Raw genomic sequence first — 25,548 nt, forward strand, 5'->3', positions numbered from 1 at the left:
GGTATTTACAATGGTTAAAGTAGCTATTAATGGTTTTGGAAGAATAGGAAGATTAGCATTAAGATTAATGATAGAGAACCCAGAGTTCGAAGTTGTTGCAATAAACGACTTAACAGATGCTAAAACTTTAGCACACTTATTCAAATATGATTCAGCACAAGGAAGATTTAACGGAGAAATCGAAGTTAAAGAAGGTGCTTTCGTAGTTAATGGTAAAGAAATAAAAGTAACTACACAAAGAAATCCTGCTGAATTACCATGGAAAGAATTAGGTGTAGATGTAGTATTAGAATGTACTGGATTCTTCGCTTCAAAAGAAAAGGCTTCAGCTCACATCGAAGCTGGTGCTAAAAAAGTTGTTATCTCAGCTCCAGCTGGAAATGACTTACCAACAGTTGTTTACAATGTAAACCACGAAATATTAACTGGAAATGAAACAGTAATATCAGGTGCTTCATGTACAACTAACTGTTTAGCTCCAATGGCTAAAGTATTAAACGATAGCTTTGGAATCAAAGAAGGATTCATGACTACAATTCATGCTTACACTAATGACCAAAATACATTAGATGCACCTCACGGAAAAGGTGATTTAAGAAGAGCAAGAGCTGCTGCTAACAGCATCGTTCCTAACACAACTGGAGCTGCTAAAGCTATCGGTTTAGTTATCCCAGAATTAGCTGGTAAATTAGACGGAAATGCTCAAAGAGTACCTGTAATAACTGGTTCATTAACTGAGTTAGTTTGTATATTAGATAAAAACGTAACAGTTGAAGAAGTAAACAGCGCTATGAAAGCTGCTAAAAATGAATCATTCGGATACACTGAAGATCCAATAGTTTCATGTGATGTAATCGGAATAAGCTACGGTTCATTATTTGATGCTACACAAACAAAAATCATGGAAGTTAACGGACAACAATTAGTTAAAGTTGCTGCATGGTATGATAACGAAATGTCATACACTAACCAATTAGTTAGAACTTTAAAATACTTAGTTAAGTAATTTAAAATAAGCTAATAGATTATAATTAAAGAGGTCTGGTTTTGTAGTTAAGGCTATAAGGCCAGACCATTTTAAATAATGGATTAATTAAAGATTTATATAAATAAAATATTTTAAGAGGTGTTAAGTTATGAACTTCAATAAGAAAACAATCGAAGACGTACAAGTAAAAGGTAAAAAAGTTTTAGTTAGATGTGATTTTAACGTACCATTAAAAGATGGCGTTATAACAGATATAAACAGATTAACAGGTGCTATGCCAACTATAAAATATTTAGTTGATAATGGTGCAAAAGTTATCCTTTGCTCACACATGGGTAAACCAAAAGGAGAACCAAAACCAGAGTTTTCTTTAGCTCCAGTTGCAAAGAAATTAAGCGAAATGCTTGGTAAAGAAGTAGTTTTTGCTGCTGATGATAATGTAGTAGGAGAAAATGCTAAAAAAGCAGTTGCTGAAATGAAAGATGGAGATGTAGTATTATTAGAAAATACTAGATATAGAAAAGAAGAAACTAAAAATGGTGAAGAATTCTCTAAAGAGTTAGCTTCATTAGCAGAAATGTTCGTTAACGATGCTTTCGGAACAGCTCACAGAGCTCATTGTTCAACAGTTGGAGTAACTGAATACTTAAGCCCAGCAGTTTGTGGATACTTAATCCAAAAAGAACTTAAATTCTTAGGAGATGCTGTAGAAAGCCCAGAAAGACCATTCGTAGCTATATTAGGTGGAGCTAAGGTTTCAGATAAAATAAATGTTATAAATAATTTATTAGAAAAAGTAGATACTTTAATCATTGGTGGAGGAATGGCTTATACATTCTTAAAAGCTCAAGGATTTACAGTTGGAAGTTCATTAGTAGAAGAAGATAAAGTTGACTATGCTAAAGAAATGTTAGAAAAAGCTACTGCTAAAGGTGTTAAATTATTATTACCTGTAGATCACAGAGTAGCAAAAGAATTTAAAGATGTTGAAGCTGTTGTAACTGCTGATGAAAACATTGAAGATGGATTCATGGGATTAGATATTGGACCAAAAACAGAAGAATTATATGCTGCTGCTGTTAAGGAAGCTAAAACTGTTATTTGGAACGGACCAATGGGTGTATTTGAATTTGAAAACTTTAATAAAGGAACAATTGCTGTTGCTAAAGCTATGGCAGATTCAAATGCTACAACTATAATCGGTGGTGGAGATTCAGCTGCTGCTGTAAATATATTAGGATTCGGAGATAAAATGACTCACATCTCAACTGGTGGTGGAGCTTCATTAGAATTCTTAGAAGGTAAAGTATTACCAGGAATAGACGCTTTAAATGACTAATTAATTAGTTAAAATTTTATGTTTAAAAGTTTTTAGAAACTTTTAAACCCGATTGAAGTATTAGAAAGTAAGGGAGCGTGTCTCCCTTTTTGAATAAAAATAATTTTTACGAGGTGTATATAATGAGAACTCCAATAATCGCTGGAAACTGGAAAATGAATAAAACTCCTGCTGAAGCAGTAGAAATGATAAATGAATTAAAAGGATTAGTTAAAGATGCTAAGTGTGACGTAGTTGTATGTCCTACTTTCGTTTGTTTAGACGCAGTTTTAAAAGCTGTTGAAGGATCAAACATAAAAGTTGCTGCACAAAACATGCACTTTGAAAATAGTGGAGCTTTCACTGGAGAAGTTTCACCAGTAATGCTTGAAGCTATGGGTGTTGACTATGTTGTTTTAGGACACAGTGAAAGAAGAGAATATTTCAATGAAACAGATGAAGCTTTAAATAAAAAAGTTAAAGCAGCTTTTGCTCATAACATTACTCCAATTCTTTGCTGTGGAGAAACTTTAGAGCAAAGAGAAAATGGAACAACTAATGATGTTGTTGGAGCTCAAATAAAAGCTGACTTAGAAGGTTTATCAAAAGAATTAGCTGAAAAAGTTGTTATAGCTTATGAACCAATCTGGGCTATTGGAACTGGAAAAACAGCTACAGATGAGCAAGCTAACGAAACTATAATAGCAATTAGAAATGTTGTAGCTGAAATGTTCGGTAAAGAAGTTGCTGATAAAGTAAGAATACAATACGGTGGATCAGTTAAACCTGGTACAATTAAAGCTCAAATGGCTATGTCAGATATCGATGGAGCTTTAGTTGGTGGAGCTAGCTTAGTTGCTTCAGATTTCTCACAAATAGTAAATTTCTAATAACTAATAAATTGAAACTTAATTCAGATAGAGTTAAAGCTCTATCTGAATTTTAAGCAAAGTTATCTAGGAATCTGTATCTGTTTATTTTAAGTTTATAGAGACTTTAGTATTACAGATATTTAGTTATTAGATAAAATAAAGTTCGATCTAGTTAGGGGGATTACTTCCTCCTAAATTTAGATATTGATAGTGCAATAGTAATAAGCAACCAATTATACTTGTTTGTTGCTATTGTTTTTTTTATATATAAATATTATAATTTAAATATAGAGAAAGACTTGATATAACTAACTTTATCTATGTTTTTCACTAAATGAAATATAATGGATTATATTATAAAATCTTCTATTATTAAAGGAAAATTTTAAATGAAAATATAAAGATAAACTAAGACTTAATTCAGATAGAATTAAAGTTTAATCTGAATTTTAGAGGTCGTTATCTAGGGACCTATATCTATTTATCTTCAGCTTATAGAAGCTTGGAGTATTATAGATACTAGTTATGAGATAAAATCATTAAAATGTCGGAGGGGTAGTTATGACAAAGAAACCAGTAATGTTAATGATATTAGATGGATTTGGAATATCAGAAAGTAAAAATGGAAATGCAATTGCGGCTGCTAAAAAGCCTAATTTAGATAAATACATGAATAAATATCCTAATACTAAAATAGCTGCATCTGGATTAAGAGTTGGTCTTCCAGAAGGACAAATGGGTAATTCAGAAGTTGGTCATTTAAATATTGGGGCAGGTAGAATAGTATACCAAGAATTAACAAGAATAACTAAAGCTATAGAAGATGGTGATTTCTTTAATAATGAAGCTTTAAATAAAGCTGTTGAAAATGCTTTAAAAAATAATTCAGCATTACACTTAATGGGATTATTATCAGATGGTGGAGTTCATTCACACATCGGTCATTTAAAAGGATTATTAGAATTAGCTAAGAAAAAAGGTTTATCAAAAGTTTATGTTCATGCTTTCATGGATGGTAGAGACGTTGCACCTTCATCAGGAAAAGACTTCGTTGTTCAACTTGAAAATATTATGAAAGAAATAGGTGTAGGAGAAATCGCTACAATAAGCGGAAGATACTACGCTATGGATAGAGATAATAGATGGGAAAGAGTTCAATTAGCATATGATGCTATGACTTTAGGAAAAGGTGAAGTTGCTACATCAGCAGTAGATGCTATGGTAAATTCATACAATAACGAAAAAACAGATGAATTCGTATTACCAACTGTTATAGAGAAAAATGGACAACCGGTTGCTAAAATAGTAAGTGGTGATTCAGTAATATTCTTCAACTTTAGACCAGATAGAGCTAGAGAAATGACTAGAGCTATAGTTGATAGAGAGTTTGTAGGATTTGAAAGAGAGCAATTAGATGTTACTTTTGTAACTATGACTCAATATGATAAGACTTTAGAAAATGTAGAAGTAGCTTATAGACCAGAAAGTTATACAAATACTTTAGGAGAATATGTTGCTAAAAATGGTTTAACTCAATTAAGAATAGCTGAAACAGAAAAATATGCTCACGTAACATTTTTCTTTAATGGTGGAGTAGAAAAACCAAATGAAAATGAAGATAGAGCTATAGTAGCATCTCCAAAAGTTGCAACTTACGATTTAAAACCAGAAATGAGTGCTTTTGAATTAACTGATGAGTTAGTTAAGAGAATAGATGAAGACAAATATGACATGATTATATTAAACTATGCAAATCCAGATATGGTAGGACATACAGGAGTAGTTGAAGCAGCAATTAAAGCTGTTGAAGCTGTTGATACTTGTCTAGGAAGAGTTGTAGATAAAGTATTAGAAAAAGAAGGTACTGTATTTATAACAGCTGACCATGGAAATGCAGAAGTAATGATTAATCCTGAAACAGGAAATCCATTTACAGCTCATACTTCAAATTTAGTTCCATTATTATGGATATCTAAGGATGCTGAAGGAAGAGCATTAAAAGAAGATGGGAAATTAGCTGATTTAGCTCCAACAATGCTAGAAGTTATGGGACTTGATAAACCAGCTGAAATGACTGGAGAATCTTTATTAAAATAATTATAATTTAATAATTAGAAATATTATAAAGCTAAATTGTCTTAAGGTTAGTTATAGCCTTAGCAATTTAGCTTTTTTAGGTTAAAAGTACATTTCATTTAGATTTGCAAAGTGACTTAATTTACATAGAGTTAAATTCTAGTAATATTACATTACTTGAAGCTGTACAGTTACCCCATCTATACTCTCTAGTTGTTTTTTTAATGATATAATACTATCATTATGTTCTTCTTCAGGTGTTAGATGTAGAATTACTATACCAGTTGAACTATTAGAGCCGCCTTCTACATTATGAAGTCCAAGTCTAGCTTTTATGAATTCACCGAAGTCAGTTAAAATATGTTGAACTTTTGGAGCATTTTTTTCCCTAGGGCAAATTTTTATTATCATTATTTTAATCATATGATTTTTTATAATCTCCTTTCTTATAAAATTTTGTTATTAAATGACTAATAAACTTCTAATTAATTTTAGAAATTTTGGTTAATTATGATAAACGTAGACTTAATTCAGGGGAGTTTTGACTCTATCTGAATGCTTAGTCACAGTTATCTAGGAGCGTGAGGCTGTTTATCTCCTACTTATAAAAGATAGGAGTATTACAGCCTCTAGCTATCAGATAAATAGATTTTTAGATTAAGTTGATAAAATATATAACTAGGTTTTATTTTTTCAACTATTATAAAGTTTTCCATAAAAGGATAAAAATATTCATTGAGATAAAAATTATATGATGAGTAGCATTTATAATATTCTAATCTTTTATAAGATGGAAATAAGCAAAGGCATAACTCTAGATAGGAAACATTAAAATTCAGTTAAAGTAAAAGTTCTATTTGGATTAAATTTTAATTTGTATTTAGATATGAATTGTTATAAGTAAATTTAGGGGGAGTAAATAAGTAATTTAAAATTAAAAGTAAAAAAATAGAAAATGACCTAGAAGAAAAGAGGGAGAGTCTTAGGTCATTTCTATTTTTAAACAAAAAAAGTGGATTTCAAATTTATGTTTTGTTTTAATTTATAATAGGGATTGGTTTTGTATAATCAAGTAATTGACTATGGCTTTATTATAAATTTCAATTATGTTTTATTTATGGATTCAATATGTAGTTTGTGTGAATTTAATTTTAATATATATGTATAAATGTATATTTTAGTAAAAAATAAAGTGAAAGGATTAATTAAAAGAGGATAAAGCAACTTAATTTAGGTAAAGAAATAAGTTTTTAAATAATTAAAAAATGGTGTAATATTTTCTCTTTTAATCATATAATTATTATATAAAAGAAAATCAAAAAAGCTGTAGATAAAGAATAGTAGTAAAACTTAAGGTTCAATAAAGAGAGTTAGTTATGGTGAAATTCTAGCAAGAAGTAGTTTTACGAATGGACTTTGGAGGTATGAGAGGAAATTTTAATTTAGAAGAGTAATGCTCATGGTGGACTGCACCTTATAGCAGTTACAGTATTATATGTACTGGAAGAGATGTATAAATAAGAATGATGCAAAAAACAAAAGTTAAATTGCTTTACTCTTATTCATACAAATTAGGTGGTACCGTGAAAAAAGATTTCGCCCTATGTTTAGGGGAAATCTTTTTTTTATTTTATAGAAAGGGGGTATTTATAATGATTTGAAGTAATCTAATTCAATTAAAAAGTATTAATTTAAATTTTGGAGGGTTTATATTTATGAGAAGAAATGAAAATATTAAAAAAATGGTTTTAAATTCAATATTACTTGCAATTGGACTTTTACTTCATCAGATAACACCTACTTTAGGATTGCCTATGCAACCTGATTTTGCTTTGGCAATGTTATTTATAGTGATTATATTAAATAATGGAGAATATAAAGTTACTTTAATATCTGGAATAATAATAGGATTATTTACAGCTATAACTACTAAATTTCCTGGTGGACAGTTGCCTAATATGATAGATAAATTTATAACTGTACATGTGGTATATCTCTTAATACTTGCATTAAATAAAATTAAAATAATAAATAATAAAGATGAAAAGATAGGTTCTTTAATAAAAGCAATTATTATTTTTCCTATAGGAACTTTAGTAAGTGGTTTAAGTTTTTTAACTTCAGCAAATTTAATAGTGGGATTACCAGCTTCATTTATGAATTTATTTTTAGTTGTAGTGATTCCTGCTGTAGTAATGAATATAATTGTTGGATTAATATTGTTTAAAGCTATAGAAAGAGCAACAAAAGGTTTAAAGGTATAAAACATTATTTAATTGAAAGAATAGTTTTAATTAAGGAATATAAGTTTTAAAATTACTCTCTTCTAAAAGTAATAATTATTTTTCTTTTGGGAAAAATAATTTTGCTATGATATTTTATTAAACTTAAGAATAAAGACGAAAATAAAGCAAATTTCGACTTTAGCAGAATATAAGCAGCTTTGCATTTTTTATCTACTTCTGCTATAATATATGAAAATGAATATCAAAATCAATTAATTAGATTTCATTTAATAAATAAATTTTATTTATAATGTTATATTAAAATTAAGTATAAAAATTAAAACTAGAAGGGAGTAATTAATTATGAAACAATTTATAGAAATAATCGATGTAGTTGCAAGACAGGTTCTTGATTCAAGATGTTTTCCAACTGTTGAGGTAGAAGTACATTTAGAGGATGGAAGCTTTGGAAGAGCTATGGTACCATCAGGAGCTTCAACTGGTATATATGAAGCAGTAGAGCTTAGAGATGGTGGAGAAGAGTATCAAGGAAAGGGCGTAAAAAAAGCTGTTGGATATGTAAACAATGAGATAGCAGAAGCTATAATTGGATTAAATGTTTTAGACCAAGTTGCCATAGATAAGAAGCTTATAGAACTTGATGGAACTAAAAATAAAGGGAAATTTGGAGCAAATGCTATTTTAGGAGTTTCTTTAGCTGTTGCAAAAGCTGCAGCAGAAGCATTAGGATTACCATTATACCAATATGTAGGTGGAGTTAATGCAAAGGTTCTTCCAGTTCCTATGATGAATATAATAAATGGTGGAAAACATGCTGATAATTCAGTTGATTTACAAGAATTTATGATAATGCCAGTAGGGGCTAAGAGTTTCTCAGATGCACTAATGAGTTGTGCAGAAGTTTATCATAGTTTAAAATCTATTTTAAAATCAAAAGGATATTCTACTGGAGTAGGTGATGAAGGTGGATTTGCTCCAGATTTAAAATCAAATGAAGAAGCTATTGAAGTTATAATAGAAGCTATAGAAAAAGCTGGGTATGAGCCAGGTAAAGATATATTCATTGCTTTAGATCCAGCATCATCAGAATTTTATGAAGATGGAAAATATGTTTTAGAACATGAAGGTAGAACATTAACTCCAGAAGAAATGGCATCATTCTATGAAGATTGGGTAAATAAATATCCTATTATATCAATAGAAGATGGAATGGCTGAGGAAGACTGGGAAGGTTGGAAGATAATAACTGAAAAGCTTGGTCATAGAATTCAACTTGTTGGTGATGATTTATTTGTTACAAATACTGAAAGATTAAAAACTGGTATAGAAAAAGGCGTTGCAAACTCAATATTAATAAAGCTTAATCAAATAGGTACTTTAACAGAAACGCTTAATGCTATAGAAATGGCAAATAGAGCAGGATATACAGCTGTTATATCACATAGATCAGGTGAAACAGAAGATACAACTATAGCTGATTTAGTAGTTGCAATGAATGCAGGACAAATAAAAACAGGAGCTCCTGCAAGAAGTGAAAGAGTAGCTAAATATAATCAATTAATAAGAATAGAAGAAGAGTTAGAGGATATTGCAGAATTCAGAGGAAGAGATGCATTCTTTAACATAAGAAAATAGTATTTTTTGCTTTCTATATCTATTTCTGCTATAATGTATAAGGAATAAAGTTTAATTACACAAGAAAATTTAAGGAATGTTGTTAATATTTAGACGACTATTCTTTATGATAAATATTATTTAAGTAAATTAAGTGATTTGAGAATTGTAGGAGGTTAGTTAAATGAGAACATTTCTTATTATAGCGGAAATAATTCTAGCAATAATAGTTGTGGTTTCTATAATGATGCAACCAAGTAAAGCTGATGCTTTAAGTGGTTTCATTCAAGGTAAAGGTGATACTTTTTATTCAAAAAATAAAGGTAGAACTAAAGAAGCTATGCTAGTTAAAACAACTATAATTAGTACTATTTTATTTGTTATAGTAACAATCGGCTTAAACATGGTAAAATAGTCGGTTTAAATAGAAAAAATAGAGGTGGAGTTTTCTACCTCTATTTTTTTGTAATAAATAATATGAACTATAATTCCTAGCTGAATTTTAGTGAAAGTTTATATAGTTTAAATATAGTACATTAAAATATTATAGATACAAGTTATGAGATAGAAGAAAGGTGATTAGTGAATAAAAAAGAAGTTGTATAAAATAAACTTCTAAAAATACTGAATTTATATAAATTTCTAAAAAAAAAAAGAGTTGTATCAAATTAATCCTTAATATTACTTTTATCAATAGCTAGATAAAAGTAAGAGGATGGATCTGTTTAGATACATCATCTTTTTATGTATTAAGTTTTAGTTTTTAGCTTGTTTTTTATTGTCTTTAACTACAAAGAAAGCAATAATAAATGCTAATAATGTTATACCAGCTGCTGTTGCAAATGATAAGTTCATTCCGTGAATCATAGCTTTCATTGGATTTGCTATTCCTGAGTTTTTAGCACCATCTGTCATAATTGTAACTAAGATAGCAGTTCCGATAGATGCAGCTACTTGTCTTAATGTAGTAGTTGCAGCGATTCCGTGTGAATAAGATCTCTTTTCAAGAGCATTTAAACTTAAAGTCATTAACGGCATCATGAATAAAGATATTCCAAATAATCTAATTGCATACATAGTTGATATGAATGTAAGAGATGTAGTTGCAGTTAAGAACATAAAGCTAAATGTTCCTATTGTTACTAATAAAAGACCTGTAAGAATTAAAATTCTTCCACCAAATTTATCGAATAATCTACCTGTGATTGGACTCATTACAGCAAGTATTAGAGCACCAGGAAGTAATAATAATCCTGATCTAAATGCAGTGTATCCTCTAGCACTTTGAACATATAAAGGTAATATAACTTCTGTTGAAAGGAATCCAGCAAATACTATAAGAATTATTAAAGTAGCAAAACTAAATGTAGGGCTCTTAAATACTCTTAAGTCAAGGAATGGATTTTCCATTGTAAGTTGTCTATATGCAAAGATTATTAATGAAATTACACCTATTATAACTGGAACAAAGAATTTTGAACTAGTCCAACCATATTCTCCTGCATTACTAAATCCGTATAAGAAAGTACCAAATCCGATTGCAGATGTAACAAGTGATAATAAATCAAGTTTAGCTTTTTCAGATTCTTTAACATTTTTAAGATAGAAGTATCCGAAGATTAAATCTAAAATTGCTATAGGAATTGAAGTATAGAATAAATCTTGCCAACGATAGTGTTGTATTAACCAACCAGCGAAAGTAGGTCCAACTGCTGGAGCGAATGAAATTACTATACCCATTATACCCATTGCCATACCTCTTTCTTCCTCAGGGAAAATAAAGAAGAAGACAGTTTGCATAAATGGTAAAAGAATACCAGCACCCATAGCTTGAATTATTCTAGCTATTATTAAAGTACTAAAGTTAGGTGACATAGATCCTAAAATAGTACCTATAGTAAATAGTCCCATAGATATAAAGAATAATGATCTTGTTGAAAATCTTTTTATTAAGAATGCTGACATAGGAACCATTATTCCTGATGTAAGCATAAATGCTGTAGTAAGCCATTGCCCGCTAGTGTCTGTTAAATGTAATTCTTTTATTATTGACGGTAATGCTGTAGTTAATGAAGTTTCATTTAAGAAAGCAATAAATGTTCCGACTAATAATATTCCGGCAATAACCCATTTGTTACCAAAATTCTGTTGTTGTCTTTTGTTTTCCATTTTATCATCCTCCTGTTATTTAAGTTTTTTCCAAATTTTCTTTAAGTAGTTTACATGAGTTTGTAATTCAATAAAATTATTTAAATATAACAATAAAGCTTCAATAATAAAGTTTTTTCTATCATCCTTATTAAATTCTAAATCAAGATGATTTAAGCAATCTGTTAAATCTTTGTTTTCTACTAATGAAAATGAGTTACTAATAGTATGCCTAATTTCTTTAATTTCATTTTTCCATTGAGTTAATAAAAAATCTTTATCATACTTAAAATCTTGTGCTGGGCATAAAAATTTAAGCGAATCAATTGAAATTAGAGGATCTTCATCTTTGTGCTTTTTAGCTATGTATATAATAGAATTAACTATGTATTTAGCAACATCTCTAAAATCTTTTTCAACAACTCTTTTCATAATGAAAATATGTGAAAATTCTTTTATCATTGCCATTAAAGTATAAGTTAAATCCCAAATTACAGCTTCTATTTCATCACCAAAATATGAATGTATACAATTTCTTAACCAACTTAAAAGAAATAATTTACTTTCTTTAAAGGCTTGTTCGACTATACTATCTCGAAATGAATCTTGATTTTGAATTAAAGTTATAGTAAAGTCCTTTTTTGTAGCAAAGTGACTTAAAAGTGTATATATTTGTTCAATAAATTTCTCCTTAGTAGACAATGAGTTGTTTAATGTAATACCTTCCATTAGAGTAAGCATATGATTATTAAAATATTTTATTATTTCAACTAAAATTTCTTCTTTTGAATAAAATAATTTATAAATAGTTGCTTTAGAAATATTACAATAAGTTGCTATATCTTGTACTGAAGTTGATGAATATCCTTTATTTGAAAATAAGTATATAGTAGCATTAAGTATATCTTTTTTTTTATCATTAGTATTTGTGCTCATATTTATCTCCTTAAAGTAAACTTATAGGTTTTTGTGAGAACTTATAAGTTTTGTGTATGAAATGATTATATTATTAATTTTAAATTAAGTCAATATTAATATTATGTAAATAAATCAAATTTATAAAATTTACTAACTTAAAGTAAAAAATTCACATAAAAGCACTTATTAATTTATAATACATTAAAAAGGATAATTGTTATAAAATTTAGTATAAATATCTATTTTTTATGTATTAAAATAAATTCTTATGTTAATATAAAATAATAAGTATTAAGAGTAAGAAATAGAGTAAAAATAAATTGAGAATTAATTTAGATAGAATTTTAAATCTATTTTAATTTAAGTGAAAATTATCTAAAGATTTGTACTTGTTTATAACAAATTCTTAGAAAATTGGATTATTACAAATACTAATCATTAGATAGAATAAGAGATTTTACTTGATATAAAATAAAAAAATTACTTAGTATAAAACAAAAATTATTATTATTACGGAGGAAAATTATGGGATTAAGAGAAGCGATTTTAAATTTAATGAAAAAACCAGCTTATGAACCAGTTGATGTAATTAAATTAGCTGAAATGTTTGGAATAGATAAAAGTGAGTATAAAACTTTAAAAAAAGCAATAAATGGAATGATAAAGGAAGGACTTTTATCTAGGGATGAAAAGGATAAAATTGGACTTGCATCAAGAATGCATCCAGTTACAGGAACTCTTCAAGTTCATCAAAAAGGATTTGGTTTTGTTATTAGAGATGATGAAAATGAAAAAGATATATTCATTCCTAAAAACTTCATGGGTGATGCTTTAAATGGAGATAGAGTATCTGTTGAAATTTTAAGAGAAGATAGAGGGGGCAGAAAATGTGAAGGAAGAATAATTGCAGTTATTGAAAGAAAAAATACTGTATTTGTAGGATTCTATGAAGATAGTAAAAACTTTGGTTTTGTAATTCCTGATGATAAAAGAATGATAAAAGATATATTCATTTCTAAAAAGGATAAACATGGAGCTACTACTGGAGATATAGTTAAAGTAGAAATAACAAAATGGCCAACTGAAAATGGAAAACCAGAAGGTAAGGTCATTGAAGTTATAGGTAAAAAAGGTGATATTGGTGTAGATATTTTAACTATAATAAAGAAATATGGAATACCAGAAGAATTCCCAGCTAAAGTCTTAGACTTTGCAGAGTCCATTGAAGAAGAAATTCCTCAATGGGAAATAGACAGAAGAACAGATTTAAGAGACCTAAGAATGGTAACTATAGATGGTGAAGATGCAAAGGATTTAGATGATGCTGTATCTATAGAAAGACTTGATAATGGTTTATATAGATTAGGTGTTCATATAGCAGATGTAACTCATTATGTAAGAGAAAATAATCCTTTAGATAAAGAAGCTCTTAAAAGAGGAACTTCTGTTTACTTAGTTGATAGAGTTGTTCCTATGCTTCCAAAAAAATTATCTAATGGTATTTGTTCATTAAATCCACAAGTTGATAGACTTGCATTAACTTGTTTAATGACTATTAATAAAAGTGGTAATGTAATTGACCATGAAATTCATGAATCTGTTATAAAAACTAATGAAAGAATGACTTATACAGATGTAACTAAAATTCTTGTTGAACATGATGAAGAATTATTAAAAAGATATGATTATTTAATAGATGATTTTAAAGCTATGGAAGAGCTTTGTAAAATTTTAAATAAGAGAAGAATGGATAGAGGGGCTATTGATTTTGATTTTGCAGAAAGTAAAATAATACTTGATGAAAATGGAAAACCAATAGATATTAAACCTTATGAAAGAGGAATTGCTAATAGAATAATAGAAGAGTTTATGCTTATTTGTAATGAAACTATTGCAGAACATTTCCATTGGCTTAATATACCTTTTGTATACAGAATACACGAAGAACCAGACATGGAAAAGTTAGAGAAATTTAAAGAGTTCATTTATAACTTAGGATATAAGGTAAAATGGGGTCAAGAAATAAGACCTAAAAACTTAGCTGAAGTTATAGATATGGTTAAAGGAAAAGAAGAAGAAACTGTTGTAAGTACATTACTTCTAAGATCAATGATGCAAGCTAGATATTCACCACATAATGATGGTCACTTTGGTTTAGCAGCAGAATATTACAGTCATTTTACTTCACCTATAAGAAGATATCCAGACCTTCAAATTCATAGAATAATTAAAGAACAAATCAACGGAAAAATAGATAGTAAAAGAGAAAAAGCTTTAGCAACTATTGTAGATACAGCTTCAAAACAAGCATCTGATATGGAAAGAGTAGCTCAAGAAGCAGAAAGAGAAGTTGATGACTTAAAGAAAGCTGAATATATGGAAGATAGAATAGGTGAAATATTTGATGGTATTATTAGTTCAGTAACATCCTTTGGAGTTTTTGTAGAACTTCCTAATACTGTTGAAGGATTAGTTCATATAACAGAATTAAGAGATGACTACTATATTTATGATGAAGTTAGACTTAGTTTAGTAGGAGAAAGAACTAAAAAAATATATAAATTAGGTGATAAAGTTAAAGTTATTTGTACTAGAGTAGACCTTGATAATAAGGACATTTATTTTGAAATAGTTGAAGATAAGTATTCTAAAGAAGAAAGAGAATTAGCTGAAAGAAAGTCTAAGGAACAAATAGAAAGATTAAGAAAAGAATTAGAAGAAAGTGACTTAGAAAATTCACAAATTTAATTTAAATATTACAAAATATCACTATAGACTTAAAGTTTTCTTAAGTTTATGGTAAAATAACTATAAAACTATTATAGGAGGAAATATTTACTTTCCTCTTTAATAGTTTTAAATTAATTCACAGTAGGTGAGAAGATGGGAAGAAAAAAGACAAATAAGACTCTAGCAGAAAACAGAAAGGCAAGACACGATTATTTTGTTGAAGAGGCTTTAGAAGCAGGGCTTGCCTTAGTTGGAACAGAAGTTAAATCTATAAGAGCTGGGAGAGTAAATTTAAAGGATTCCTATGCAGACATTGACAATGGTGAAGTTTTCATAAAAAATATGCACATAAGTCATTATGAGCAAGGTAATATATTCAATGTAGATCCGTTAAGATATAGAAAATTATTACTTCATAAATCAGAAATAAGAAGGCTTGAGGAAATAGTAAAGCAACAAGGCTTAACTCTTATACCACTATCACTTTATCTAAAAGAAGGTAGAGTAAAGGTTAATTTAGGAGTTTGTAGAGGTAAGAAAAACTATGATAAGAGAGATACTATGATAGAAAAAGCTCATAAAAGAGAGATAGCAAGGGAATTTAAAGAAAGAAATAAATATTAATTCCTAGAAACATAGCTGTAATAAAGGGCTATGTTTTTATATTGTAATATTATAATTTTGTTAGAAAGAAGTAATATTGCACATAATAGAATTAGTATTTATTGAATGTATAGGTTTTAAGCTGTCTTAATTATTAAGAAAGTTATAAAACAAGTAAGAGGAGAAAAATTAATATTTAATATTAATAAATACACAAAGGAGGGTTTGTATGAAGTTTAAAATCAATGATAAGGTTAAATTATCATTGAAGATAATCTTTGTTTCAATAGTCTTTATATTTGTTTTTAGAGAATTTATATTATTCTTCAAAAGCTTTAATGTACGAGAGTTTATAATATTCAAAGATAGATTAACGATAATTAACTTAGCAGCTATAGTAATTATAGGACTGATTTGCTTCTCGCCATTAACATTTTATGATTTAATCTTAAAAAAGAGGTTAAACATTCAATTGCCAACATTAAAATTGTATAAGTATTCTTGGATTGCAAGTTCTATATCAAGTATATTAGGCTTTGGTGGAGCGGCTGCAGTAGCCATAAAACAAAATTTTTATGGTGACCATGTTGAAGATAAAAAGATACTTTTAAAAGAGGTCAGTAGAATAGTCGCTTTCAATGTTGCAGGGCTGTCACTGGTATCTCTTATTTATACAATAGCTAGGTTTGAAGAAGTTATAAATTTAGGAATTATAGCTTATGCTATAATACTAATTTCTTTATATTTTCCTGGGCTTTTAATATATGTTACTTACATACATATGTTTAAAAATAAAGATAAGAAAGAATATTATGCAAGTCTTTCAATTATGGGAGTAGCAATTTTAGACTGGCTAGGAAACATGATATTAATATATACAATCTTATTTTTACTAGGTGCAAGAGTTTCATTTATGCAATTCTTCCCAGTATATGTATCAGGTGTTGTTATAGGAACAATCAGTTTGATTCCTGGAGGACTTGGAAGCTTTGACTTAGTTTTTATAACTGGAATGGCTCAACTAGGAGTGCCTACGGAGTTAAGCTTTTTAGTAACTATACTTTATAGAGTATCATATTTTATAATACCAGCAATAATAGGAATTTTACTTTATTTTAGAGACTTTGGTAAGAAGTTAAATGAAAAATTTAATGAATTACCTTCACAGCTTTCAGCTACTTTAGCTAATGATATATTGATTATATTAGTATTTATATCAGGTGTTTTACTTTTATTATCAGAGGCACCTAGTAATAGTGACTATAAAATAGCTATTTTAAATGCTTTATCAAGAGAGAGCTTTTTTACTATAGGTAATCAAAGTACTTTAATAATAGCATTCCTTTTAATACTATTATCTGTATTACTTATTTTTAAAAGTAAATTGCTTTATAGAATAACAATAGTATTATTGTTATTTGGAGCAACACTTAGTACTTATAGAATGCCTAGTATAGCACAGATAGTTTATCTTTTATTTGTAGCATTTTTAATATATGTTAGTAGAAAAAGATATTACAGAAAAAGTTTTGTACTAACAATAAAAACAACATTTTTGGCTATTTGTATATTAGTAGGAAGTTTAATTGTTTACTTAAATATGGTTAGCTATGGAATGAGAGGGCATAAACATTTCTTTAAGTTAATAGCAGAAAATAGATTCTATGATAATGGAATTATAGCATTTATTATTGCTATGATAGTTCTTATTGTTGTGTTCTTCTTAACTAGAGATGTTAAAATGAAGGTTCATACAGTTAATGAAAAGGAAGAAGATATAAAATATATTTTAAATACTTATGGTGGAGCTTTATCAGCACACTTAGTATACTTAAAAGATAAATATGTTTATATAAATAAAAAGAGAGATGTAATGTTCCAATATGACATTTACTCAGAAAATGTTTTTATTTTATGTAATCCAATAGGAAATGAAGAAAGTTTTTCAGAGGCTATAGAGGAATTCTATGATTATGTAGATATGTATGGATATGATTTAATATTCTATCAAGTAACTGAAGATATGATTGGTACACTTCATAATAAAGGTTATATTTTCTTAAAGCAAGGTGAAGAGGCTGTTGTTGATATACAAAACTTTGAACTTGTAGGTAAGAAAATGCAAAAACTTAGAACTTCTATGAATAAAGTAACTAAAGAAGGATATACATTTGAAATGGCTCAACCACCTTTTTCAAAAGAAATTATGGCTGAACTTAGAAAAATATCTGATGTTTGGTTAGATGAAAGAAGTGAAAAAGGTTATTCAATGGGATTCTTTGATGAAGAATACTTAAATGAAGCACCTATAGCCATTGTTAGAGATGGTGAAGGAACTATAAAAGCCTTTGCAAGTATAATGAAGGGCTACGATAACAATGAAACTATAGCCATAGATTTAATGAGATACTTAAAGGATACTCCACATGGTATGATGGACTTTGTATTTGTAAATTTAATTATGGATAGTAAAGAAAAAGGTTATAAATATTTTAAAATGGGAATGGCACCTTTATCTAACGTAGGTAACTCAAGATATGCATTCCTAGGTGAGAAATTTGCTCAACAAATTTATGTTTATGGTCAATTTTTATACTCATTCCAAGGACTTAGAAAATACAAAGAAAAATTTGCAAGTCATTGGGAACCTAAGTATTTAGCTTATAGAAGAAAAAATATTTTATCTGTTGTATCAATGCAAGCTTTCTTATTATGTGGTAAGCCAAGAAAGAAAGAAGATACAATATTCTATAAAATAACAAATTCAATGAAATAATATAAGGAGATGTATCATAAGATTTGATACATCTCCTTTTTTGAATTTTATATAAAAAATAGTACTCATTATAAGAGAAGCTCTAAAAAGATTATGATTTTATAAGAATAAAAAACTCCGTTGTATAAAATATATTAAATTTTTAACTAGCAATTATGTTTAAATATAATTTGTAAGCATAATTATAATATTTAATATATAATAAAGGAATTTATATATAATATACAGTATTTATACATATAAATAACAATTTTTTTTGTAAATTTATAATTAGATAAAAATAAAATTTTAAAATTAAATATTTTATAGTTAAATTTTTATTAAAAATTATAGTTTTAAATTTTATTATGATATTAGATTTTATTTTTTTTATTTAACTGCTAAAATAATAAATAATATCTTTTATTCATTAATAATAATTATTAAATATTTTATACTTAGTTTTATATTTTTCAAATCTTAATATATATTAAATTTAATTATTAATTTAATTTAATATTAATATTTTGAAAAAAAGTAAAAGAAACATATATTTTATAATAAATATCTAATTAAGAGGTGATTTATATGAATAAATATGTTTATAAAGATTTAAAAAAACTTGAAGAAGAGGTTATTAGAGCAAAAGAGGAGAATAGAGAAGCTAAAGAATTTATTATACAATTTTTTGAGCCATTTATTATCAAAATGTCAAAAACAACATTTATTAATGGTATGACAGAAAATGATATAAAGCAAAGCTTAACATTATATTTATTAATTGCAATAAGAAAATATTCAGGAAAAGATAAATTTTTTTGGTATGCAATACAAGCAATGAAAAATAATATATATAGCGAACTAAAAAGAAGAAAAAAAGATGATGGTTTAATAAATATTGAAAAAATTCCATTTAGTAATAATGAGTATATAGAAGATAATATATTAAAAAATGAAGAAATTCATACTTTAAAAAAGGCAATTCAACAATTAAGTAATAAAGATAATGAATTATTATATAAAATATATTTTGAAGATTATGATTATAATAACTTAACAAAATATTTTAATCAAAATTACAATACTATAGCATCAAGAAAAAATAGGGCTTTAAAAAAATTAAAGTTAAATATGGAGATTATTTAATATTTATAGATTATCATAATTATTTAAAAAGGATCTGATATTAAATTTGTATAAAATTGTATATAATAAAAAAAGTATAAAGATTAATTTGAGAATATAATAGACTATGTAAACCTAAGTTAAGTTTGGATAAAATATTTTAGGAAGTGCATAGTCTTTTATAATTCGAAGTTATTTATTTAAAATATTAAGTTAACATATTGATATGAAAAAGTTATTAATATTGTCTTCTTTAGATTTGATAGAGAGACTAGATATTTTTGTGTAAATAATGTTTTATTATTTTTTGCTTATTTGATTATTAAAACTAAGTATCTTCTACTTTTTTAGTATATGTTAAAAAATCACTTATTATACATTATTATTTTAAATGTACAAACTTGGACTTATATCAATATCTTGGATGCAAAAATTAAACTTTACTAGGCTATATTTTTAGATAGTTTTTCATATTCATTTGAAGTTTTGTAATCTATAGAACAATGAAACCTTTTATTGTTATACTAACTTTCAATATATTTTAAAATAGCTATTTTAGCTTTTTCAAAAGTCTTATAAATATTTCTATAAATTTTTTCTTTTTTATATTGCGTGGAGTGATTACATACATGTATTATCATAAGGACACCCTCTTTGGGGAGATAATTAAGTAATATTAAGGTTATAACATAATTCTTTTATATCATTACTAGTATATTGTGATTCTAAATCGCTATGAAAAATTAGATTTGTACTTTTATCTGGAACTTGAGTGTAATAAGCATTTCTTAAAGCAGTAAGAACTAAATTATTATTCATTTTTTTATCAAAAGAGAAACCAATTATTTTTTTAGGATGTAAATTTAATACATAAATTATTAATCACTGACTTTAATTTTTTTATTTCTTCATTATAATCAAAATAGTTACATTTTCTCAACTATTTCCAAAATAATCAATTATATTATTTACAAAATACTAATCAATCATACAAAAGACTCTATATAGATTTGTTTTTGTACAAATCTATATAGAGTCTTAAAGAAAATAGAAGTGCTATAAATACTCCATTTACATTTTAAATATTAATTAATATAATTATATAAATTTATTGATAAGTTCTTTAATTTCTATATATTATCTAAAGTTTTAAAAATATTTATCAGAGAGATTAGAAACTTATTTTTATTTAGTATTTAGTTTTTTCTTTATATCTTTGACATCTAATTTAATATCTTCAATTAAAATAAATTTATCAGCGAGTTTTTCTATAGTATTTTGATACTTAGTTTCTCTTTCTTTATAATCGATCCTCACATTTTTTAGAAGTTCATTGTAATCTTCATTAATTTCTTTAAATATTAAATCTTTATCTTTATTGTATTTCCACCATATTAAACCACATATAGCTAATGTTGGGCTTATTTTAAAAAGTTCCATCATAATTTCTTCCATTTTCATTACCACCTTAAAATTATTATACAGTATAGATTGTAAGCTTACATAATTAAAATATATATGAAATTACTATTTTTTCATTTAATTATATTTTTACATGTTTTATGATGTATAAATACATAGTGAATTGGGTATATATTTTCATAAAAGATAAAAATTAAAATTATATAATATTAAAAAGTAAGTTTTTCATACACTTCTTTTTGTATTTAAAGAATATTATTGATATATAGATATATTCAAGTTAGTTTAGTATGAAGTATAAATAAAAATAGTAATATGAAAAAATGGAATTATAAATATTATATTAAATATAGAGAGAAGAAATTTGAGTAGGTACTGTTAATGATATAGTACAATCATATAAATTTATTTGAAATTTAATGAAAAAAAGTTTTTAAAATACATATTTTATTTATGTAAGCAGCTTACAAAATAAAAAATTGAAATAAAGGAGAATAATATATGAATAATAATTTTAAATTTGAAACAGAGGTTATGGAAAAATCCATAGAGAAATTTTTATCTGAAGGGAAAATATTAGAGGTCAAAAAAGTTGATGGATCATTAATTGAAGATGTTAATTTAAATTTAAAAGCTAGTAATTTGCCTAATGGAAAATATATTTTGTATAGAGGAACTGGATGGGTTTTGGAGAATGATGGAAGTTTAATAAAAACTGCAACTGCTAATCCTGGTGTAACATTGTTTATTGAAGAATCAATAACTAAAATTCAAGAGAAAACTTCTACAATGGGAATGGCAGCAGATGTATCAATTCCATTTTTAAAAGTTGCAGTACAACATGTATGGGGAAGAACAACAAGAGAAGAGGAAACTGTATCGACTGGATTTACATTAACAGCACCAGCAGATAAAGCGGTATATACCAAATTATATGCGACTTACAATAGATTTGATTATATAAAAGTTGAAAATAATAGTATAGTTGCATCAAGTACTTTATATGAACCAGAAGGGTCATGGATTAAAAAACATGAATATAAACCTGGAGATCAAGTAAATCAAGATTCATTAGTTGAAAGAAGGACAAGATGTATATTGGGAGAAAAAGATACTGATATTAAAAGTTCTATTAAAGTTCAAGGGGCAGATAATGCTGGAAATCCTTTTGATTCTTTTAAGTTAGGATTTGATTATTCTAATAATACTATATTATTTTTTGATAGAAGTTTAACACTTATTCATGAAGGATTTGGAACTACTAAATATTTTGAATTAAAAATCTTAGATAAATCTGAAAAAGAAAAATTATCAATTAAGTTATTAGGAATTGATAGTGCATCTGACAAAAAATACGATAAATTAGATAAATATCAATTTGAAATAGGTGATTATATAGAATTGTACCATCAAGAACCTTTTAGATTAGGTTTTAATAATGTTAGTGGTAGTAATCAATCAACTAGTACAACTCAAAGATATGAAATAACAACTGATGGTTTAAGAGAAAAAGGGAAAGAAAAAAAAGTTAATCAAATAAATACTAAAATAGAAAATGAATATAATTCTTATAATATAATGGATATGATATTAAATAATAAATATGAATCTGTAAAAAAAATAAATGTAAATGAAGGTAAAGCTATAGAAATAGAAAAGAGAAATATAGAAAAAAATAATTTAAAAGCAACTTTTAATGATGGAACCTATGTTTTTGATTGCTTTGATGGATGGATTAAAGGGAGAGATTCTGGTTTCTTAAAAAGTATAATAATACCATCTGGAACTATTGGAGAATTAAAGAAAACAGAACGTGTTCAAATTATGAATAGTATCAGTAAATCTATGACTTCTGGCTTTGGATATGGTTTTATAAATTCAGCTGTAACAATAGGATATAATGTTAATACAGGTGAGGCAAAACAATTAACTATAAAAAATAGTATGACAGCAAATGAAGGAAAAGATATATTTTTTAAAGCACAAACAGTATTTAGAAAATATGAGGTTGTAACATTTAGAAATGGACAAATAATAGATCATGGAACAACTTATAAGCCAGAATCATATATAACAGAAAATATAAAATTTGAACCAGGAACAAATGTTAATCAAAACAAGTTATATTGTAAAGAAGATTATAATATTTTAGGAGATCCATTATATAATTATAAACCAATAGTTATCCCTAAAATTGATAAGAGTGCTAGTGCTACAATTAATCCGGCACATACTTGGCCTTGGAATATTGAAAAATTACAATATCCTAATTATACTATAGGAGCTTACTTTACAGTAACAACTACTGGAGATTACAGTATAAAAGATAGGGAAATATTACTTAATGATTTTCTTTCTTCAGTAGGATTAAGCATGAGATTATTTGAAGTTGATAATAATAATAACTTATTATATCAAGTAGGTTATAAGGCTGCTGCTATACAGACATATAAACAAAATAACTATGTTGGATTTATTGGAGAACCTCTTAACGTAACATTGTATAGAGATAAAAAATATGTTCTTATATTAAATGAAGAGAAGACAAATATTTGGGCTTCTTATGGAAGGTATAATTACACACAACATTCACTAGAATTTAAATTAAGATAAAATATATAAAAATATCTACCAATAATATTGGTAGATATTTTTATAATTACTCAGAAAATTAATATATTTTGTTATTAAATAAAAAATAGAGTTAAATTAATAATTATTAATAGAAAATATCTACTAATAAATTTTTTATAAATTATTATCATGAAATGCTTCTTTAGGATAACTTAAAATTATTGATGCGATTTTAATATAATTATAGATATAATATTCTCGTTATTAATTATGACTAGATTAAAAGAAGTTATATCAAATATTTTATATTATTATAGTTTATAAGAAGAGGGTATTAAAGCTTTGGAAAAACCTTAGATTATCTAAGAGTACATCATTTTTAGCTAGAGTTTTTAAGTTGGGATTAAGAGTAAAAGCTTTTTCTAGGTAATGAACAGCTAAATCCTTTTCATGGATTAAGGAGCAAAGTCTAGCCTTTGAATAATAAGATACTGGATATAAGGAGTCAATCTTTATAGCTTCTGAAAGCATATTATTAGCTTCTTCTATTTTTCCTAAATATAATAATATATTTGCATATTCACAATAATATTTAGGGTCAAAAGGGTTGAGTTTTAAAGCTTTTTTATAAGTATTTGCACTATCATTTAGTTTATTTAAATAAAAATAACATTCACCTAAACGTCTATAGTGATTATAATCTTTAGGGTTAAGCTCTGTTAGTTTATTAAAATAGAAGGCACTATTTTTGTAATCCTCTGTTACATAATAAAAAAATGCTTCACCAGTTATGGCATGAATGAAATTTGGCCTTATAGATAAGGCTTTTTTAAAGCAAAAATGAGATTTTTCAAGTTCATTTTCATTAAAATAAGAAAAACCTAGGTTAGAAAGAGCAAATAAATCAATAGGATTTATATTTAAAGCCTTTTTAGAATAGTCAATGGCTTTTTTATAGTTGCCTATTTTATAGTAAGTATATCCTAAATTATTATAAAGACCTTCATCTATAGGTTTTTCCTTTAGGGCGGGTTCTTCAAGTTCTAAAGCAGCACTATAGCGCCTAAGCTTTGATAGGGCTAAAATACTATAACTATAATAAAAAGGTATAGATAATTTGTTTTTATTAGAATTTAATAAATTTAGAGCTTTTTCATATTTGCCTCTTTTTAAATAATTTAAAATAATTGAATATATGTTTTGATTTTCACTATATTTATTTAAAAGTATAATGAGTAAAAGAAAAACTAATAGGATTATTGTTCCTTTGATTAGAGGGTTATTAAAAAAATCCATAGAATACTCCTATAAACTCTCTATAGTAATTAGTATATTTTTAAGAGGGCAAATAGGTAACAACTATAAAAAACTTTATTAAAAATACTCTTAATAATTTTTCTATGCAAAAGTTCATTAATGTTATAAAATTAAGAAGAAAGAATAAGAAAAATATAGTTAGATTAGAAAGGATGAAAACTATATGGAACTATTAAAAGAAAAAATTAAGAATGAAGGCAGAATAACTGAAGATAATATTTTAAGAGTGGATGGGTTTCTAAATCACCAAATGGATGTTAATTTTATAACTGAAGTAGGTAAAGAATTTAAAAATAAATTTGAAAATGAAAAAATAGATAAAATATTAACTATTGAATCAACAGGAATAGCTTTAGGGGTAGCAACATCACAGCAATTTGGTAATCTGCCACTTGTTTTTGGTAAAAAAGTTGAAAGAGTATCAAGACAAAAAGAAGAATATTTTTATAAATCAGAAGTATATTCTTTTACTAAACAAAGCATTTACAATGTAATAATAGATAAAAGATTTATAAAAAAAGGAGAAAAAATTCTTATATTAGATGATTTTCTAGCTAATGCTTGTGCAATATTTGGACTTATTGATATAGTTAAACAAGCTGGAGCGGAAGTTGTAGGTGTTGGAGTAGTAATAGAAAAAGCATTTCAAGATGGAAGAAAACATTTAGAGAACAAAGGTGTTAGAGTAGAAGCTTTAGCAAGTATTGAAAAAATAGAAAATGGTGAAGTTACTTTAAAATAATTTATTTATACTAATTTGGTAATAATAAATATCAGTAAAATGTATTAAATATAGTTTTAGAATATATAATTAAATGTAGAAAATAGACTTATATTAAAAT

Annotated in this window: 19 protein-coding genes; 13 read left to right on the plus strand and 6 right to left on the minus strand. The window is 26.5% G+C overall.

The window, feature by feature from the left end; all coding sequences use genetic code 11:
- Positions 1 to 10 precede the first annotated feature (10 nt).
- The 4 genes from gap (at position 11) to gpmI (ending at position 5,275) form a co-directional block, all read left to right on the plus strand.
- Complete coding sequence (gap, locus tag ARA19_RS07860; protein WP_055070427.1) at positions 11 to 1,006, plus strand: type I glyceraldehyde-3-phosphate dehydrogenase; 996 nt, start codon at positions 11 to 13, stop codon at positions 1,004 to 1,006.
- Between the two features lie 130 nt (positions 1,007 to 1,136).
- Positions 1,137 to 2,327, plus strand: coding sequence for a phosphoglycerate kinase (locus tag ARA19_RS07865; RefSeq protein ID WP_055070428.1), 1,191 nt, complete (start codon positions 1,137 to 1,139; stop codon positions 2,325 to 2,327).
- 122 nt (positions 2,328 to 2,449) lie between these two features.
- The gene (gene tpiA, locus ARA19_RS07870; protein ID WP_055070429.1) at positions 2,450 to 3,196 is read left to right on the plus strand and encodes a triose-phosphate isomerase; all 747 of its coding nucleotides are present in this window, start codon (positions 2,450 to 2,452) and stop codon (positions 3,194 to 3,196) included.
- A gap of 543 nt (positions 3,197 to 3,739) precedes the next feature.
- Positions 3,740 to 5,275, plus strand: a complete 1,536-nt coding sequence (gpmI, locus tag ARA19_RS07875; RefSeq protein ID WP_055070430.1) for a 2,3-bisphosphoglycerate-independent phosphoglycerate mutase — start codon at positions 3,740 to 3,742, stop codon at positions 5,273 to 5,275.
- Between the two features lie 147 nt (positions 5,276 to 5,422).
- Here gpmI and ARA19_RS07880 read toward each other — a convergent pair whose 3' ends face one another.
- Entirely contained in the window at positions 5,423 to 5,677 is a 255-nt protein-coding gene (locus ARA19_RS07880; protein ID WP_055070431.1) for a hypothetical protein, read from the minus strand.
- Between the two features lie 1,292 nt (positions 5,678 to 6,969).
- On the opposite strand from ARA19_RS07880, the gene ARA19_RS07885 reads away from it, so the two are divergent.
- From ARA19_RS07885 to secG, 3 genes are all read left to right on the plus strand, one after another.
- The gene (locus ARA19_RS07885; RefSeq protein ID WP_055070432.1) at positions 6,970 to 7,518 is read left to right on the plus strand and encodes a tryptophan transporter; all 549 of its coding nucleotides are present in this window, start codon (positions 6,970 to 6,972) and stop codon (positions 7,516 to 7,518) included.
- Positions 7,519 to 7,842: 324 nt separating this feature from the next.
- Positions 7,843 to 9,135 carry a phosphopyruvate hydratase gene (eno, locus tag ARA19_RS07890; RefSeq protein WP_055070433.1) on the plus strand — a complete coding sequence of 431 codons (1,293 nt, stop codon included), beginning with the start codon at positions 7,843 to 7,845 and terminating at the stop codon, positions 9,133 to 9,135.
- A gap of 163 nt (positions 9,136 to 9,298) precedes the next feature.
- Complete coding sequence (secG, locus tag ARA19_RS07895) at positions 9,299 to 9,529, plus strand: preprotein translocase subunit SecG (RefSeq protein WP_055070434.1); 231 nt, start codon at positions 9,299 to 9,301, stop codon at positions 9,527 to 9,529.
- 341 nt (positions 9,530 to 9,870) lie between these two features.
- Here the strand turns inward: secG and ARA19_RS07900 are convergent, their stop codons facing one another.
- Both ARA19_RS07900 and ARA19_RS07905 read right to left on the minus strand, forming a co-directional pair.
- Positions 9,871 to 11,283, minus strand: a complete 1,413-nt coding sequence (locus ARA19_RS07900; RefSeq protein ID WP_055070435.1) for a DHA2 family efflux MFS transporter permease subunit — start codon at positions 11,281 to 11,283, stop codon at positions 9,871 to 9,873.
- 15 nt (positions 11,284 to 11,298) lie between these two features.
- On the minus strand, positions 11,299 to 12,198 hold the full coding sequence (locus tag ARA19_RS07905) for a TetR/AcrR family transcriptional regulator (protein WP_055070436.1): 900 nt from the start codon (positions 12,196 to 12,198) through the stop codon (positions 11,299 to 11,301).
- 507 nt (positions 12,199 to 12,705) lie between these two features.
- Between ARA19_RS07905 and rnr the strand changes: the two genes are divergently transcribed.
- The 4 genes from rnr to ARA19_RS07925 all read left to right on the plus strand — a co-directional run bounded on the left by rnr (position 12,706) and on the right by ARA19_RS07925 (position 19,414).
- Positions 12,706 to 14,928 carry a ribonuclease R gene (gene rnr, locus ARA19_RS07910; protein ID WP_055070437.1) on the plus strand — a complete coding sequence of 741 codons (2,223 nt, stop codon included), beginning with the start codon at positions 12,706 to 12,708 and terminating at the stop codon, positions 14,926 to 14,928.
- A 135-nt stretch (positions 14,929 to 15,063) separates the two neighbouring features.
- Entirely contained in the window at positions 15,064 to 15,534 is a 471-nt protein-coding gene (gene smpB / locus ARA19_RS07915) for an SsrA-binding protein SmpB (RefSeq protein WP_055070438.1), read from the plus strand.
- 208 nt (positions 15,535 to 15,742) lie between these two features.
- Positions 15,743 to 18,289, plus strand: coding sequence for a bifunctional lysylphosphatidylglycerol flippase/synthetase MprF (mprF, locus tag ARA19_RS07920; RefSeq protein WP_055070439.1), 2,547 nt, complete (start codon positions 15,743 to 15,745; stop codon positions 18,287 to 18,289).
- Between the two features lie 567 nt (positions 18,290 to 18,856).
- Entirely contained in the window at positions 18,857 to 19,414 is a 558-nt protein-coding gene (locus tag ARA19_RS07925; RefSeq protein ID WP_055070440.1) for a sigma-70 family RNA polymerase sigma factor, read from the plus strand.
- Positions 19,415 to 20,059: 645 nt separating this feature from the next.
- Here the strand turns inward: ARA19_RS07925 and ARA19_RS17880 are convergent.
- Both ARA19_RS17880 and ARA19_RS07930 read right to left on the minus strand, forming a co-directional pair.
- Positions 20,060 to 20,212 (minus strand): hypothetical protein, encoded by a 153-nt coding sequence (locus tag ARA19_RS17880; RefSeq protein ID WP_157452239.1) that lies wholly within the window; start codon positions 20,210 to 20,212, stop codon positions 20,060 to 20,062.
- Positions 20,213 to 20,578: 366 nt separating this feature from the next.
- On the minus strand, positions 20,579 to 20,848 hold the full coding sequence (locus ARA19_RS07930; RefSeq protein WP_055070441.1) for a BhlA/UviB family holin-like peptide: 270 nt from the start codon (positions 20,846 to 20,848) through the stop codon (positions 20,579 to 20,581).
- Between the two features lie 468 nt (positions 20,849 to 21,316).
- Here ARA19_RS07930 and ARA19_RS07935 point away from each other — a divergent pair, with 468 nt between their 5' ends.
- Positions 21,317 to 23,428 (plus strand): enterotoxin, encoded by a 2,112-nt coding sequence (locus tag ARA19_RS07935; RefSeq protein WP_055070442.1) that lies wholly within the window; start codon positions 21,317 to 21,319, stop codon positions 23,426 to 23,428.
- Positions 23,429 to 23,707: 279 nt separating this feature from the next.
- On the opposite strand, the gene ARA19_RS07940 is transcribed toward ARA19_RS07935, so the two are convergent.
- Entirely contained in the window at positions 23,708 to 24,685 is a 978-nt protein-coding gene (locus ARA19_RS07940; RefSeq protein ID WP_055070443.1) for a tetratricopeptide repeat protein, read from the minus strand.
- 184 nt (positions 24,686 to 24,869) lie between these two features.
- Between ARA19_RS07940 and ARA19_RS07945 the strand changes: the two genes are divergently transcribed.
- Positions 24,870 to 25,448: a xanthine phosphoribosyltransferase gene (locus ARA19_RS07945; protein ID WP_055070444.1), complete on the plus strand. Its 579-nt coding sequence runs from the start codon at positions 24,870 to 24,872 to the stop codon at positions 25,446 to 25,448.
- Positions 25,449 to 25,548: the final 100 nt, after the last annotated feature.

Source organism: Clostridium massiliamazoniense (genome assembly GCF_001403635.1).
Lineage (GTDB): Bacteria > Bacillota > Clostridia > Clostridiales > Clostridiaceae > Sarcina > Sarcina massiliamazoniense.

Bases quoted from the DNA above. Each gene is read 5' to 3' on its own strand.
- ARA19_RS07905 (WP_055070436.1), bottom strand. From the start codon at position 12,198: ATGAGCACAAATACTAATGATAAAAAAAAAGATATACTTAATGCTACT.
- smpB (WP_055070438.1), top strand. From the start codon at position 15,064: ATGGGAAGAAAAAAGACAAATAAGACTCTAGCAGAAAACAGAAAGGCA.
- secG (WP_055070434.1), top strand. From the start codon at position 9,299: ATGAGAACATTTCTTATTATAGCGGAAATAATTCTAGCAATAATAGTT.
- ARA19_RS07945 (WP_055070444.1), top strand. From the start codon at position 24,870: ATGGAACTATTAAAAGAAAAAATTAAGAATGAAGGCAGAATAACTGAA.
- ARA19_RS07880 (WP_055070431.1), bottom strand. From the start codon at position 5,677: ATGATTAAAATAATGATAATAAAAATTTGCCCTAGGGAAAAAAATGCT.
- tpiA (WP_055070429.1), top strand. From the start codon at position 2,450: ATGAGAACTCCAATAATCGCTGGAAACTGGAAAATGAATAAAACTCCT.
- ARA19_RS07925 (WP_055070440.1), top strand. From the start codon at position 18,857: ATGAATAAATATGTTTATAAAGATTTAAAAAAACTTGAAGAAGAGGTT.
- ARA19_RS07865 (WP_055070428.1), top strand. From the start codon at position 1,137: ATGAACTTCAATAAGAAAACAATCGAAGACGTACAAGTAAAAGGTAAA.
- ARA19_RS07940 (WP_055070443.1), bottom strand. From the start codon at position 24,685: ATGGATTTTTTTAATAACCCTCTAATCAAAGGAACAATAATCCTATTA.
- eno (WP_055070433.1), top strand. From the start codon at position 7,843: ATGAAACAATTTATAGAAATAATCGATGTAGTTGCAAGACAGGTTCTT.
- ARA19_RS07935 (WP_055070442.1), top strand. From the start codon at position 21,317: ATGAATAATAATTTTAAATTTGAAACAGAGGTTATGGAAAAATCCATA.
- mprF (WP_055070439.1), top strand. From the start codon at position 15,743: ATGAAGTTTAAAATCAATGATAAGGTTAAATTATCATTGAAGATAATC.
- ARA19_RS07885 (WP_055070432.1), top strand. From the start codon at position 6,970: ATGAGAAGAAATGAAAATATTAAAAAAATGGTTTTAAATTCAATATTA.
- ARA19_RS07930 (WP_055070441.1), bottom strand. From the start codon at position 20,848: ATGGAAGAAATTATGATGGAACTTTTTAAAATAAGCCCAACATTAGCT.
- gpmI (WP_055070430.1), top strand. From the start codon at position 3,740: ATGACAAAGAAACCAGTAATGTTAATGATATTAGATGGATTTGGAATA.
- gap (WP_055070427.1), top strand. From the start codon at position 11: ATGGTTAAAGTAGCTATTAATGGTTTTGGAAGAATAGGAAGATTAGCA.
- ARA19_RS17880 (WP_157452239.1), bottom strand. From the start codon at position 20,212: ATGAATAATAATTTAGTTCTTACTGCTTTAAGAAATGCTTATTACACT.
- rnr (WP_055070437.1), top strand. From the start codon at position 12,706: ATGGGATTAAGAGAAGCGATTTTAAATTTAATGAAAAAACCAGCTTAT.
- ARA19_RS07900 (WP_055070435.1), bottom strand. From the start codon at position 11,283: ATGGAAAACAAAAGACAACAACAGAATTTTGGTAACAAATGGGTTATT.